This is a genomic window from Rhizobium ruizarguesonis (genome assembly GCF_012349115.1).
Lineage (GTDB): Bacteria > Pseudomonadota > Alphaproteobacteria > Rhizobiales > Rhizobiaceae > Rhizobium > Rhizobium ruizarguesonis.
The window spans coordinates 100,046-112,859 of sequence record NZ_PQIG01000100.1 but is presented as its reverse complement, the minus strand read 5'-3'; the positions used below and the strand labels follow the sequence as shown (position 1 = coordinate 112,859).

General features: G+C 61.5%; 14 protein-coding genes. 9 read left to right on the top strand and 5 right to left on the bottom strand.

Annotated elements, in window-relative coordinates:
* Positions 1-6: 6 nt before the first annotated feature.
* The gene (locus C3Y91_RS26620; RefSeq protein WP_130661346.1) at positions 7-1,290 is read right to left on the bottom strand and encodes an O-acetylhomoserine aminocarboxypropyltransferase; all 1,284 of its coding nucleotides are present in this window, start codon (positions 1,288-1,290) and stop codon (positions 7-9) included.
* Between the two features lie 118 nt (positions 1,291-1,408).
* Entirely contained in the window at positions 1,409-1,837 is a 429-nt protein-coding gene (locus C3Y91_RS26615; protein ID WP_018494125.1) for a CoA-binding protein, read from the bottom strand.
* Between the two features lie 120 nt (positions 1,838-1,957).
* Between C3Y91_RS26615 and C3Y91_RS26610 the strand changes: the two genes are divergently transcribed.
* The gene (locus C3Y91_RS26610) at positions 1,958-2,281 is read left to right on the top strand and encodes a hypothetical protein (RefSeq protein ID WP_130686223.1); all 324 of its coding nucleotides are present in this window, start codon (positions 1,958-1,960) and stop codon (positions 2,279-2,281) included.
* Between the two features lie 476 nt (positions 2,282-2,757).
* Positions 2,758-3,594, top strand: coding sequence for an EamA family transporter (locus C3Y91_RS26605; protein ID WP_075224188.1), 837 nt, complete (start codon positions 2,758-2,760; stop codon positions 3,592-3,594).
* Here the strand turns inward: C3Y91_RS26605 and C3Y91_RS26600 are convergent, their stop codons facing one another.
* Positions 3,595-4,425, bottom strand: coding sequence for an enoyl-CoA hydratase (locus C3Y91_RS26600; protein ID WP_130763435.1), 831 nt, complete (start codon positions 4,423-4,425; stop codon positions 3,595-3,597).
* 94 nt (positions 4,426-4,519) lie between these two features.
* Complete coding sequence (locus C3Y91_RS26595) at positions 4,520-4,750, bottom strand: DUF1127 domain-containing protein (protein WP_130763434.1); 231 nt, start codon at positions 4,748-4,750, stop codon at positions 4,520-4,522.
* Positions 4,751-4,823: 73 nt separating this feature from the next.
* Between C3Y91_RS26595 and C3Y91_RS26590 the strand changes: the two genes are divergently transcribed.
* The 7 genes from C3Y91_RS26590 to C3Y91_RS26560 all read left to right on the top strand — a co-directional run bounded on the left by C3Y91_RS26590 (position 4,824) and on the right by C3Y91_RS26560 (position 11,621).
* Positions 4,824-5,723, top strand: a complete 900-nt coding sequence (locus tag C3Y91_RS26590; RefSeq protein WP_174827136.1) for a LysR family transcriptional regulator — start codon at positions 4,824-4,826, stop codon at positions 5,721-5,723.
* Positions 5,724-6,038: 315 nt separating this feature from the next.
* Positions 6,039-6,503: a 50S ribosomal protein L13 gene (gene rplM, locus C3Y91_RS26585; protein ID WP_018069443.1), complete on the top strand. Its 465-nt coding sequence runs from the start codon at positions 6,039-6,041 to the stop codon at positions 6,501-6,503.
* Between the two features lies 1 nt (position 6,504).
* Positions 6,505-6,972, top strand: a complete 468-nt coding sequence (rpsI, locus tag C3Y91_RS26580) for a 30S ribosomal protein S9 (RefSeq protein ID WP_018069442.1) — start codon at positions 6,505-6,507, stop codon at positions 6,970-6,972.
* 308 nt (positions 6,973-7,280) lie between these two features.
* Entirely contained in the window at positions 7,281-8,468 is a 1,188-nt protein-coding gene (cml, locus tag C3Y91_RS26575; protein WP_168576025.1) for a CmlA/FloR family chloramphenicol efflux MFS transporter, read from the top strand.
* A 224-nt stretch (positions 8,469-8,692) separates the two neighbouring features.
* Positions 8,693-9,655, top strand: a complete 963-nt coding sequence (speB, locus tag C3Y91_RS26570) for an agmatinase (protein ID WP_130763432.1) — start codon at positions 8,693-8,695, stop codon at positions 9,653-9,655.
* Between the two features lie 60 nt (positions 9,656-9,715).
* Entirely contained in the window at positions 9,716-10,648 is a 933-nt protein-coding gene (gene argC / locus C3Y91_RS26565) for an N-acetyl-gamma-glutamyl-phosphate reductase (protein ID WP_130763431.1), read from the top strand.
* A 181-nt stretch (positions 10,649-10,829) separates the two neighbouring features.
* Positions 10,830-11,621 carry a sulfite exporter TauE/SafE family protein gene (locus C3Y91_RS26560; protein WP_130763976.1) on the top strand — a complete coding sequence of 264 codons (792 nt, stop codon included), beginning with the start codon at positions 10,830-10,832 and terminating at the stop codon, positions 11,619-11,621.
* A 25-nt stretch (positions 11,622-11,646) separates the two neighbouring features.
* Here the strand turns inward: C3Y91_RS26560 and C3Y91_RS26555 are convergent, their stop codons facing one another.
* Positions 11,647-12,750, bottom strand: coding sequence for a COX15/CtaA family protein (locus tag C3Y91_RS26555; protein WP_168576024.1), 1,104 nt, complete (start codon positions 12,748-12,750; stop codon positions 11,647-11,649).
* Positions 12,751-12,814: the final 64 nt, after the last annotated feature.

The following is a 12,814-nucleotide window of genomic DNA, read 5'->3' as shown; positions in this document are numbered from 1 at the left end:
CTGATCTCAGATCTTCGAGAGAGCCTGTTCGAGATCGGCGATGATGTCCTTGACGTCCTCGATGCCGACGGAAAGGCGGACCACGTCAGGCCCGGCGCCGGCGGCGATCCTCTGCTCGTCGGTCAACTGCCGGTGCGTCGTCGAGGCCGGATGAATGACGAGCGAGCGGGTGTCGCCGATATTGGCAAGATGGGAGAAGAGTTCCAGCCCCTCGACCAGCGTCTTGCCCGCCTCGTAACCGCCCTTGACGCCGAAGGTGAAGACGGAGCCGGCGCCCTTCGGCGAATAGCGCTGCTGTAGGGCGTAGTTAGGGTCGTCGTCGAGGCCGGCATAATTCACCCAGGCGATCTTGCTGTGCGCCTTCAGCCATTTGGCGACGGCGATCGCATTGTCGCTGTGGCGCTGCATTCTGAGCGGCAGCGTCTCGATACCGGTCAGGATCAGGAAGGCATTGAAGGGCGAGATCGCCGGCCCGAGATCGCGCAGGCCGAGCACGCGGGCAGCGATCGCAAAGGCGAAATTGCCGAAGGTCGCGTGCAGCACCATGCCGTTATATTCCGGCCGCGGGCTCGACAGCATCGGGTAATTGCCGGATTTCGACCAGTCGAAGGTGCCGCCGTCGACGATGAGGCCGCCCATGGAATTGCCGTGGCCGCCGAGAAACTTGGTCAGTGAATGCACGACGATGTCGGCACCGTGCTCGATCGGGCGGATGAGATAGGGTGTCGCCATCGTATTGTCGACGATCAGCGGCAGGCCGTGGCGATGTGCGACGTCGGCAATCGCGGCGATATCAACGAAGGTGCCGCCGGGATTGGCCAGGCTTTCGATGAAGATGCCGCGTGTCTTGTCGTCGATCTGGCTTTCGAAGCTTGCCGGATCGGCGGCATCTGCCCAACGCACCTGCCAGCCAAAATTCTCGAAGGCATGGCCGAACTGGTTGACCGAGCCGCCATAGAGCTGGCGGGCAGCGATGAAATTCTCGCCGGGGCGCATGATGTTGTGGAAGACGATCACCTGCGCCGCATGGCCGGAAGCGACGGCAAGGGCTGCCGTGCCGCCCTCGAGCGCTGCGACGCGCTCCTCGAGCACGGCCTGCGTCGGGTTCATGATGCGGGTGTAGATGTTGCCGAAGGCCTGCAGACCGAAGAGGGCGGCGGCATGATCGGAATCATTGAAGACGAAAGCCGTCGTCTGGTAGATCGGCGTTACCCGCGCACCGGTCGTCGGGTCGGGCTGCGCACCCGCATGGATCGCCAGCGTGTTGAATCCCGGATCATTCTTGGCCATGCCGTCCTCCCGTTATTGTTGAACGGGGGGGATCATAGCCGCTCGCGGACGAAAGTTAACCGCGATCCGTTTCAACCCATGGGCGTTCGGTGGAAAATCCGTCTCAGCGGACCGCAACTCAGGCAATAAGACGAGGATACTCGATCGCAGGGCAGCGGTTCATCACTACCTGGATGCCGGCGGCCTCCGCTTTTGCCGCAGCCGCATCGTCGCGGACACCAAGCTGGGCCCAGATGATCTTCGGCAGCGGTCCCAGCGCCAGTGCCTCCTCGACTACCCCATCCAGATATTCGGAGGCGCGAAATACGTCGACCATGTCGATCGGCACGGGAATGTCGGCGAGCCGGGCATAAACGGTACGGCCTTGGATCTGCTTGCCCGCCTGCCCCGGATTGACAGGAATGACCTCGTAGCCACGCGACAGCAGATAGCCCATGACGCCGTTGCTCGGCCGAGCCGGATTGGGCGAAGCGCCGGTCAGCGCGATGGTTTTTACCGAATGCAGAATTCCGGCGAGGTATTCATCCGTGTAGGCGTCGTGATTCATGTCCGCTTCTCCATTCCCGAAAGCCCTTCGGCACAGCCGACATGTTTTTTTGCGTTTTCGTGAAACCGGCGGCGTGTCTCTTTCGTATATATGAATTGGCTACTCCCTGAGGATGATTCGATGAAAAAAATCGCTCTTGCCCTCATGCTCGTGCTCGCCGCATCGCCGGCGCTGGCGATCTCGCGTTACAATCCGCTCGCCATGAGCTGTGCCAGCGTGCGCGCTGCCATCCACAATCAAGGCGCCGTCATCTTCCGCTACCAGTCTCCGCGTGGCTTGCCGCTCTATGATCGCTATGTCCGCAACAGCAATTATTGCGACGCGACCGATTATGCGGAATGGACGCATATCCCCTCGAAAGACAATCCCCGCTGCCAGGTACTGAACTGCCAGAGCATAGACAACCTTGACGGGATGCTCTTCGTTCCGCATCATCAGCTTTGATTTTTTCGCCGTCGTGACAGCCGCCGAAACTGTACGTCTTTCGCGTTTGCGAAAGGTTTGAGCGCAATTCCGCGCTGCGATCTCTTGAAGATTGCACAACCAAAAGCTTCAATTTTCCCGTATGTCAAAGCTATAGAATAATATCTATATTTCAGCAGCATAGAATAATCACCCCCCGAATTCCCGCAGATATTTTCTCTTTTTGTTCGTGATAATGCCGCCCTTTGTTCCCTCGTCCATTAGAAACATCTCATAGTTGAAAGCTTCGCGTGGATTGAACGCATGTCGCGCGCACGTAAAAATTGCTCCAATGCCCCACCATTGTTCACATACTGAAAGGATGCTATTCGGCATATCAACGCATAAGCGACCGCAGCCGTACGTTTTCGTGCAAATCCCAGTTGTCCTTTCAGGAATTTGAGACGCCGAAGGCGAGGCGTATTCCGCTTCCTCTCATCCTATCCGGACTTACTCCCTTGCCTCTCGACGTTATCCTGCTTGTTCTCTTCGGCGCACTGCTGCACGCGACATGGAACGCCATCGTCAAGGCAGGGAGCGATAAATCCCTGGATGCGGCGCTGATCTCTGCCGGCGGCGCCGTTTCGGCACTGCCGTTCCTGGCGTTCCTGCCGCTGCCACACGCCTCGGCATGGCCGTTCATCGGCGCCTCGGCCATCCTGCAATTCGCTTATTTCCAGCTGGTCGCCGCCGCCTATCGGGCCGGCGATATCGGCCTCGTCTATCCGCTGATGCGTGGCTGCGCTCCTCTCCTGATCGCCGCGACAAGCGGTTTCATCCTCAAGGAAAATCTTTCCGGCGGCGCGCTTGCCGGCACGATGACGATCTGCGCCGGCGTCCTGACGCTCGCCCTGGAGGCGCGGCGCGGCAGCCGCCGCGCTGTCGTCCTCTCGCTTGCCAATGCCTGCGTCATCGCCAGCTACACCTATGTCGACGGCATCGGCGCGCGCATCTCCGGCAATGCGGTTTCCTACACTTTGTGGATGTCGCTGCTGCCGCCGGTACTGCTGTTTTCCTGGGCGGTGTCGCAGCGCGGCGCTTTCGCAGTCGTGCGTCACGTTCGCCGCAACTGGTGGCGCGGCCTCATCGGCGGCGCCGGCTCGATCGCCTCCTACGGGCTGGCGCTCTGGGCAATGACGAAAGCCCCTGTCGCGACCGTTGCAGCCCTGCGCGAGACCGCGATCCTCTTTGCGCTGGTGATCTCGATCACCGTCTTCAAGGAAAAAGCCAGCATCTGGCGCTACGTCGCCGGCGTCGTCATCGCGATCGGCGGGCTGGTTCTGAAGCTTGCGTGATTACTCGCCGTTCCATTCAGGTTTACGCTTGCCGAGGAAGGCGCCGATCCCTTCCTGCGCATCCTGCGTCAGCATGTTCTCGACCATCACCCTGGCGGTATAATCATATGCCGCCTCCACCGGCAGTTCGAGCTGCCGGTGGAAGGCTTCCTTGCCAATCTTCAGCGTCAGCGGTGACTTGCTGGCGATCACAGCCGCATATTTGGAAACCACCTGCGCCAGATACGGCTTCGGCACGATACGGTTGACGAGGCCGAAATCCTTGGCAGTCGAGGCGTCGATCGTCTCGCCGGTCAGCAGCATCTCCATCGCCTGCTTGCGGTGCGCGGCACGGGAAACGGCCACCATCGGCGTCGAACAGAACAGGCCGATGTTGACGCCCGGCGTGCAGAATGTCGAACTATCCGTGCAGATCGCCAGATCGCAGGAGGCAACGAGTTGGCAGCCTGCAGCCGTCGCCAGCCCATCGATCTCGGCAATGACGGGCTTCGGCAGATGCGCGATCTTCAGCATCAGATCGGCGCAGAGCCGAAAGGTCTTTTCGAAGAAACCGGCACCCTGATCTTCATCGGCGCGATGGGCCGTCAGCTCTTTCAGATCATGTCCCGCGGAAAAGACGTTGCCGGTCGAGGCGATGACGACGACACGCACATCCGGCTCCGCCCCGGCCGTCTCGAGCTCTTCCAGCAACGCTTCGAGAAGCGCGATCGAAAGCACATTGGCCGGTGGGTTGTCGAGCACCAGCCGCAGCACGCCGTCGCGCAGCGAGCGGGTCAGCAATCCGCCCCCCTCCGCTCTGGCTGCGTCCGGGAAGGATACGATTTCGGCCATGATGCTCTCCCTGCCTCGATTCCAGGCAGACGTTTTGCCACAAGGCGCCGGCAATTTCGAGCAGGATCCGCTCTTCACGCATGGGCCGCTGACGTCAGGACCAGAACCATGACTTCGATGTCTCGGCCCTCGCCTCCGCACGAGTCAGACCAACATCAGAAAGCTCGTCGTCGGTGAGTTCCGAAAGCGTGCGGCGGCTGCGGCGCTTTTCGAGGTGATGTTCGATGGCCGCCAGCAGCCGCAGGCTCCAGCGCGCCATCCCGCGAAGTTTCGACCGAATGATATCGCGAGGTGTTTCGAAGATCCCGCTTAATTCCAGAGCCATCGCTTCGTCCTTTCTTCAACGGATGAAAGATGCGCTGGAAGATGCCGCGAAAGAAACTTATGGATATTATGCTATGCATAAGGATTTCTTTGGTATGCCTCTCCACCTCGAGCAGCTCGCCACCTTCGTCAATGTCGCCGATCTCGGAAGCTTTACGGCTGCGGCCGACAAGGAAGGCCTGACGCAACCGGCCGTCAGCCTGCAGGTCAAGGGGCTCGAGCAGCGGCTCGGCGTCCGGCTGATCGAACGCGTCGGGCGGCGGGCGCAGCCGACCGCGGCAGGCCTCGACCTGCTCGTGCATGCAAGGCGGCTGCTCCAGGAATCGGCCGCTGCAGAAGAAGCGATGATGCCGTACAGAGATGGCGCTAGCGGCCGCGTGCGCATCGGCAGTGGCGGCACGGCATCGATCCATCTGCTTCCTCGCGCCATCGCCGTTGCCAGAAAATCCATGCCCGGCCTCGAAATCACCGTCCGCATCGGCGATGCCGACGACATTCTGCGCGATCTGGAGGCCAATAGCCTCGATATCGCCGTCGTCGCCCTGCCCGCCTCGGGACGCAACTTCGAGATCGAACCGTTCTACGAGGAGGAATTGCTGGCCGTCGCTCCGGCAGGCAGCCTTATGCCCGACGGCGGACCGGACGCCGCCTTCATGCGCGACAGGACACTGCTGCTTTATGAGGGAGGCAATACGAGGCGGGCAATCGACGCATGGCTGGCCGCCCCGGATACCAGGATCCGACCTGCGATGGAGTTCGGCAGCATCGAGGCGATCAAGGAGCTGGTGGCCGTGGGGCTCGGCTGGTCGATCCTGCCGGGGCTGGCGCTGAAGCGCGACCGCGCCGGCCTCGTCACGACATCATCGCTGAACCCGCGGCTCACGCGCCGCCTCGGCATGGTTCTGCGCCGGGACAAACATCTGACGCGCGGCCTTCGCGAAATGATGAAATGCCTGCGCGCGTTCAAAGGTTAAGAGCCGCTTTCGACCGTGGGAGGCGATTTCAAACCGGCAGAGACGACGTGAAAAACGTCAGGCGCAGCAGTCCGCGACCAGGGAAATATGAGGTACCAAAATACCACACATCTAAGTATTTGTTTTTGCTTAAAGATTTTTCCAAACCTTCGGGAAGTCGATATTGACCCGATGTCCCATTCCCTTTATACACAGCACCAGAACGCAGCCTGTCCGGGCTGCTTTCTTTTTGGCATGCCTTTAGCCTGCCAATCCAAGCAACAAGAAACGCCCTTCAAGCCCTCGGGCCAAGGGTCCCAAAAGAGAGTATTCACTATGGCAACCTTCTCCCAGAAGCCTGCAGAGGTGGAGAAGAAGTGGGTGATCATCGACGCCGAAGGGCTGGTCGTTGGCCGTCTTGCTTCCATCATCGCTATGCGCCTGCGCGGCAAGCACAAGGCAACCTTCACGCCTCACGTTGATGACGGCGACAACGTCATTGTCATCAATGCCGACAAGGTCGTTTTCACCGGCAAGAAGTATTCCGACAAGGTCTACTACTGGCACACCGGTTATGCCGGCGGCATCAAGGAACGCAGCGCACGCCAGATCATCGAAGGCCGCTTCCCGGAGCGCGTCCTCGAAAAGGCCGTCGAACGTATGGTTCCGCGTGGCCCGCTCGGCCGTCGCCAGATGAAGAACCTGCGCGTTTACGCCGGCTCCAACCATCCCCATGAAGCCCAGCAGCCGGTCGCCCTCGACGTTGCCGCGCTCAACAAAAAGAACGTAAGGAGCGCCTGATATGGCTGACCTCTCCTCCCTGAAGGATCTCGGCACAGCTTCCGAAGCTGCTGCTCCGGCCCACGTCCGCAAGGTCGATTCGCTCGGCCGCTCCTACGCGACCGGCAAGCGCAAGAACGCCGTCGCCCGCGTCTGGGTCAAGCCGGGCTCCGGCAAGATCATCGTCAACGGCAAGGAATTCGCGGAATATTTCGCCCGTCCGGTGCTGCAGATGATTCTGCGTCAGCCGATCGTCGCGGCTGCCCGCGACGGCCAGTTCGACATCGTCGCAACCGTTGCCGGCGGCGGCCTGTCCGGCCAGGCCGGTGCGGTTCGCCACGGTCTGTCCAAGGCGCTCACCTACTTCGAACCGGGCCTTCGCGCGGTGCTGAAGAAGGGTGGCTTCCTGACCCGCGACAGCCGCGTCGTCGAACGCAAGAAGTACGGCAAGGCAAAGGCCCGCCGCTCGTTCCAGTTCTCCAAGCGTTAATCGCTTCGGACAGACGGAATTTACGAAGGCCGGGGCAACCCGGCCTTTTTGTTTTGCGCTGTTTAAACCAATCGGAAGCGTGCCGGCATGCCATTGTCGCATTCCAGCTCTGCTGGTAGAGACTTGGCAAAGCGCTTCGGGAATGAGCGAAGCCACATTTACGGGTCGAATCATGGGAACAACCAAGTCCGCAGACAAATAGGCCGCAACAACTCTGCCCTGTTGTTGCGGCGTCTGTCCGGCCAATCCCGATACTGATGAAGAGACAGATCGCCGCCGAATGAAATCATTTGAGCGGGTTCTTTCCCATGTCTTATCCCAAAATCCAGCCCTGGACCTATTCCCTGCCGGCAGCCTTGCTGCTGATGGCACCGTTCGACATCCTGGCTTCGCTTGCCATGGATATCTATCTGCCGATCGTGCCGGTCATGCCGGAGGCGCTCGGCACTTCGCCGTCCGTCATCCAACTGACCCTCAGCCTCTACATGCTCGTGCTCGGTGTCGGCCAAATGGTCTTCGGCCCAATTTCCGATATTGTCGGACGACGGCCCGTCCTGCTTGGAGGTGCTGCACTCTTTGCCGCTTCATCCTTCCTGCTTGCCGGCTCCTCGTCGGCGCCGATCTTTATGGTCTTGAGATTGCTGCAGGCAGTCGGCGCGTCGGCGACCCTCGTCGCAACTTTCGCCACAGTGCGTGACGTCTACGCCGGGCGTCCCGAAAGCAGCACGATCTATAGCCTTCTCGGCTCCATCCTCTCTTTCGTGCCCGCACTCGGCCCGATCATCGGAGCCCTGATCGCGGATCGCTTCGGCTGGCGCGCCATCTTCCTCGTCATCGGCCTCCTTTCGGTTGCCACTCTTTTCAACGCCGGCATGCGGTGGCACGAAACCCGCCCTGCCGTCACGGCGAAGATCGCTCTCCGCCCGATCCTTACAAGCCTTCCCTTCTGGGTTTATACGGGCGGCTTCAGCACGGCGATGGGCGCCTTCTTCGTCTTCTTCTCGACGGCACCCCGTGTCCTGATCGATAGAGCGGGTTTCTCCGGCATCGGCTTCAGCGTCGTCTTTGCCACGGTGGCGCTGGTGATGATCGTGACGGCGCGTTTCGCCAAACGCTTCGTCATGCGCTGGGGCATTGCAGGCAGCCTTGCCAGAGGCATGGCAATGCTGCTTTTCGGCGCCGTGCTGCTTGCCTTTGGAGAGCTGCTTCTGCAGCCTTCCCTCGTCAGCTTCGTCGTGCCGATGTGGATCATCGCGATCGGCATCGTCGTTGCGACGGCGGTCACCGCCAACGGCGCGCTCGACGCCTTTGGCGACACGGCCGGGACGGCGGTCGCGCTCTATTCCTGCGTCGCGAGCATCATCGTCGGCATTGCCGGAACCTTCTTCGTGATTCTGCTCGGCAGTGACAGCGCCTGGCCGCTCGCGGGCTATGTCTCAGCGACCGCGCTGACAACGCTGGTTGGGTTGTGGTGCCTTCGGAAGCCGGCCCGATAGGCAGACGAGCGAATGACGGTCGCTCGACGATAACGAGCGGCCGTCGTCCGAACGATTGCTTGAAATCTGTCCGCACCTCGCCTACCCCTTTCTGCGCGTGGGGGATCGGCCAATTCCTTCGCGAGAGAACCGCCGCTCGACATCCTCACGTCAACGGCGATCATGCAATGCAGCGTCCGCATCGAACGCGACTATGGTTTTGCGACCGAAAAAAGGAGCATGACTTGGCGAACAGATCAATTGACCACGCCTTCACCGCGACCAGCCTCACTTCCGCCGCCAGCGACCCGACCTTTGCCGGCGCACTGTCCTTCATGCGCCGCCGCTTCACCAAGGAGCTCGCCGGCGTCGACGTCGCCGTCTGGGGCATTCCCTTCGATGCCGCGACCTCGAACAGGCCGGGCACACGTTTCGGGCCACAGGCGATCCGGCGCGCCTCGGCGATCTTCGACAATGATGCGCAATATCCCTTCAACCGCGACCTCTTCGCGGAAATGGCGGTGATCGACTACGGCGATTGCCTGCTCGATTATGGCAATCATCAAGACACCCCAGCCGCTATCGAACGCCAGGCGAATGTCATTCTCGACAGCGGTGCCTTCCTGCTGACGCTCGGCGGCGATCATTACGTCACCTGGCCGCTGCTGAAAGCCCATGTGGCAAAACATGGGCCGCTGGCGCTCGTGCAGTTCGACGCCCATCAGGACACCTGGTTCGACGAGGAACGTCGCATCGACCATGGCTCTTTCGTGGCGCGGGCCGCCCGCGAGGGCATCATCGATCCCGACCGCTCGATCCAGATCGGCATCCGCACCCATGCGCCGGAGGATTGCGGCGTCAATATTCTCTACGGTCACCAAGTCGAGGAGATGAGCGCCAGCGATATCGCCTCGGCGATCATCTCCCATACGCGCGGGGCGCCGGCCTATCTCACCTTCGATATCGATTGCCTCGATCCTGCCTTTGCGCCGGGCACCGGCACGCCGGTTTCAGGCGGACCGTCGAGCGCCAAGATCCTCTCGGTGCTGCAGCGTCTGCACCAGCTCGATATCCGCGGCGCCGACATCGTCGAGGTATCGCCGCCCTACGATCATGCCGATATCACCGCCATTGCGGGGGCAACGGTCGCAATGTATATGCTGGGGCTTCATGCGGAGCGACGCGCCATCGCCGTGTCACAAGGCTGACCTATTATCCTCAAACTGAATCCGGAAACCTTCAGAACCCATTGAAAGCGCAGGTTTAACATGGCACCGAAAATCTTCATCGACGGCGAACACGGCACGACGGGTCTGCAGATCCGCACGCGCATGGCCGGCCGCCACGATGTCGAGCTTCTGTCCATACCCGAAGCAGAGCGGCGCAACGCCGCCATGCGCGAGGACATGCTGAACAGCGCCGATATCGCCATTCTCTGCCTGCCCGACGATGCGTCGAAGGAAGCGGTGCAGATGGTTTCAGCCAACAACAATGTGCGCGTCATCGACACCTCGACCGCCTTCCGCGTCAATCCCGGCTGGGCCTATGGCTTTGCCGAAATGGACGGTGCGCAGGCCGACAGGATCAGGGCCGCCCGTTTCGTTGCCAATCCCGGCTGCTATCCCACGGGAGCGATCGGCCTCATCCGGCCGCTGCGCGCCGCCGGCATTCTGCCGGACGGCTATCCGATCACGGTCAACGCGGTCTCCGGCTATACCGGCGGCGGCAAGCAGATGATCGCGCAGATGGAAAACCCGGATCACCCGGATGCGATCACCGCGCCGCATTTCCTCTACGGCCTGCCGCTCACCCATAAACACGTGCCCGAGATGACCGTGCACGGCTTGCTCGATCGCGCACCGATCTTCTCGCCGTCGGTCGGCAAGTTCGCGCAGGGCATGATCGTACAGGTGCCGCTGCATCTCGACGATCTCGCCGAGGGCACGACGATGGAAAGCATTCATGCCGCACTCGTCGCCCATTATGCCGGCCAGGATATTGTCAGTGTCGTGCCGCTGGCCGAAAGCAAGGCCTTGCCCCGCATCAACGCCGTCGAGCTCGAAGGCAAGGACACGATGAAGCTCTTCGTCTTCGGCACATCAGGTGCATCGCAGGTGAACCTTGTGGCTCTGCTCGACAATCTCGGCAAGGGTGCCTCGGGCGCTGCTGTGCAGAACATGGACCTGATGCTCGCGTCGTGAGGCGCGACCGGCAGCCGCGTGGATGCCGCTTGAGCTTGTGTCGATGTCTTCATCATGATCTTTCTAGCGGCCGTTTGCCTCGGCGGCCGTTGCATGGCTTTCGGCTCGATCATCGATGATGATTGGGCTATGAGAGCGAGACCCTCCTCGCTGCCAATCCCGAATCACGGAGCCTGACGTCATGACGCTCGATGCGCTTATCGCTGGCGTAAGCGCATGGTTTGCCGCCGCCCTGCCCGATCATGGCATCTATGCGCTGATGACGTTTGCCTTCATCGCCGGGCTTGCCCGCGGCTTTTCGGGCTTTGGCGCCGCATTGATCTTCATTCCGCTCGGCGGCGCGATCGTCGGGCCGAAGCTGATCTCGCCGATCCTGCTCGTCATCGACGGCATTGCGGCGCTTGGGATGATCCCTTCCGCCTGGCGCGGCGCCAACCGACCCGAGGTCTTCGTCATGGCGGCGGGGGCCGCCCTTGGAGTGCCGGCCGGCACGGCGATGCTGGCGCTGCTCGACCCGATGCTCTTGCGCTGGAGTATCACGATCATCGCCATCTGCCTGCTTGCGCTACTGGTATCGGGATGGCGCTATCACGGGGAGGCGTCCGCACCGCTCACCAGCGGCGTCGGCCTGATCGCCGGGCTTTTCAGCGGCGCCGCGCAGCTCGGCGGACCGCCGGTCGTCGCCTACTGGCTTGGCGGCAAAAGCGACTTCACCCGCGTCAGGGCGAATGTCGTTCTCTATTTCTCGATCTCGTCTGTCTTCAGCGCCATCAGCTATTATGTCGGCGGACTGTTCGTGCCTGCCGTCTTCGCGCTCACCGCCGTCATCCTGCCGACTTATGCGGTCGGGCTCTACGGCGGCTCGAAACTGTTCGGGCTTGCCGAGGAGCGGACCTTCCGCATCGCCTGCTACATCCTGATCGCCGCCGCCGCGATCATCGGCATGCCGCTGCTCGACAGCGTGCTACGGTAGATCCACCCCCGAGAAGCCGCTCGCTTCAGTCGCGTTCGGCGATCATCGTCCCGTGCGGATATTCGCCGTAAAAGCCGCGCCAGTTGGCGACGGCGAAGCCGAAAACCACAAGCGCACCGGCCTGGTGTAGCAGGCCCCAGTGAAGCGGCACCTGCATCAGCAGCGTGGCTATGCCGATCGCTGCCTGCAGCGTAACCAGCGCGAAGAGCAGGACGGCTCGGCGTGCATGGGTGGTCCAAGGTGCTGCGCGAAGGGCGATCACCATGTTGATCAGCGTCAGTGCGAACAGCGTATAGGCGCCGATGCGATGGATGAACTGCACCGTCTTCGGGTTCTCGAAGGCATTGATCCAGAAGGGCTGCTGGATCAGCAGATCGGAGGGAATGACGGCGCCATCCATCAGCGGCCAGGTATTGTAGGAAAAACCGGCGTCGAGGCCCGCCACCAGCGCGCCAAGATAGATCTGGAACAGCGCAAAAATGGCGATCGCGGCGGCAAAACCGCGCGAGCTTCGTGCCGGCGCCGGATCGTCGGAATGTCTGGAGAGACCGCGCATGATCCACATGCAACCGGCAAAGATCATGCAGGCCATGACGAGATGCGTTGCGAGCCTGTACTGGCTGACGTCGGTGCGGACGGACAGGCCCGAGGACACCATCCACCAACCGATAAAACCCTGCAGGCCGCCGAGCGCCAGGATGCCGACGAGCGGCCAGCGCAGACGTTTTTCGATCCGCCCCGTCAGCCAGAAATAGATGAGCGGCAGCGCGAAGATCACGCCGATGCCGCGGGCGATCAGCCGGTGCGCCCATTCCCACCAGAAGATGCCTTTGAACTCATCGACGGTCATGGAGTTGTTCAGCTGCTGAAATTCGGGAATGCGCTGGTAGAGGCGGAATTCCTCCTCCCATTCGGCAGCCGACAGCGGCGGGATGACGCCGTGGATCGGCTTCCATTCCGTGATTGACAGGCCGGAATTGGTCAGCCGCGTGGCGCCGCCGACGAGCACGAGACAGAAGAGCGCCAAAAGCACGAAACCGAGCCAGAGGCGCAAGGCGCGGCGGTCGCGGTTCTGCTTGCGCACCTCGCTCAGGATCGCCTGTTCCGTGGTCGGGTTTGCGACGGCCATGATGTCTCCTTCTATCCGGCAGTTGATTTGCCCCACCGGCTCATGCAAAACAAGCCCCGAACCT

What these genes read in the sequence shown, in the direction of transcription:
- C3Y91_RS26600 (WP_130763435.1), bottom strand. Translation starts at nt 4,425, where the DNA reads ATGGCCGAAATCGTATCCTTCCCGGACGCAGCCAGAGCGGAGGGGGGC.
- rplM (WP_018069443.1), top strand. Translation starts at nt 6,039, where the DNA reads ATGGCAACCTTCTCCCAGAAGCCTGCAGAGGTGGAGAAGAAGTGGGTG.
- rpsI (WP_018069442.1), top strand. Translation starts at nt 6,505, where the DNA reads ATGGCTGACCTCTCCTCCCTGAAGGATCTCGGCACAGCTTCCGAAGCT.
- C3Y91_RS26620 (WP_130661346.1), bottom strand. Translation starts at nt 1,290, where the DNA reads ATGGCCAAGAATGATCCGGGATTCAACACGCTGGCGATCCATGCGGGT.
- C3Y91_RS26615 (WP_018494125.1), bottom strand. Translation starts at nt 1,837, where the DNA reads ATGAATCACGACGCCTACACGGATGAATACCTCGCCGGAATTCTGCAT.
- C3Y91_RS26610 (WP_130686223.1), top strand. Translation starts at nt 1,958, where the DNA reads ATGAAAAAAATCGCTCTTGCCCTCATGCTCGTGCTCGCCGCATCGCCG.
- argC (WP_130763431.1), top strand. Translation starts at nt 9,716, where the DNA reads ATGGCACCGAAAATCTTCATCGACGGCGAACACGGCACGACGGGTCTG.
- C3Y91_RS26595 (WP_130763434.1), bottom strand. Translation starts at nt 4,750, where the DNA reads ATGGCTCTGGAATTAAGCGGGATCTTCGAAACACCTCGCGATATCATT.
- C3Y91_RS26560 (WP_130763976.1), top strand. Translation starts at nt 10,830, where the DNA reads ATGACGCTCGATGCGCTTATCGCTGGCGTAAGCGCATGGTTTGCCGCC.
- cml (WP_168576025.1), top strand. Translation starts at nt 7,281, where the DNA reads ATGTCTTATCCCAAAATCCAGCCCTGGACCTATTCCCTGCCGGCAGCC.
- C3Y91_RS26590 (WP_174827136.1), top strand. Translation starts at nt 4,824, where the DNA reads ATGCATAAGGATTTCTTTGGTATGCCTCTCCACCTCGAGCAGCTCGCC.
- C3Y91_RS26555 (WP_168576024.1), bottom strand. Translation starts at nt 12,750, where the DNA reads ATGGCCGTCGCAAACCCGACCACGGAACAGGCGATCCTGAGCGAGGTG.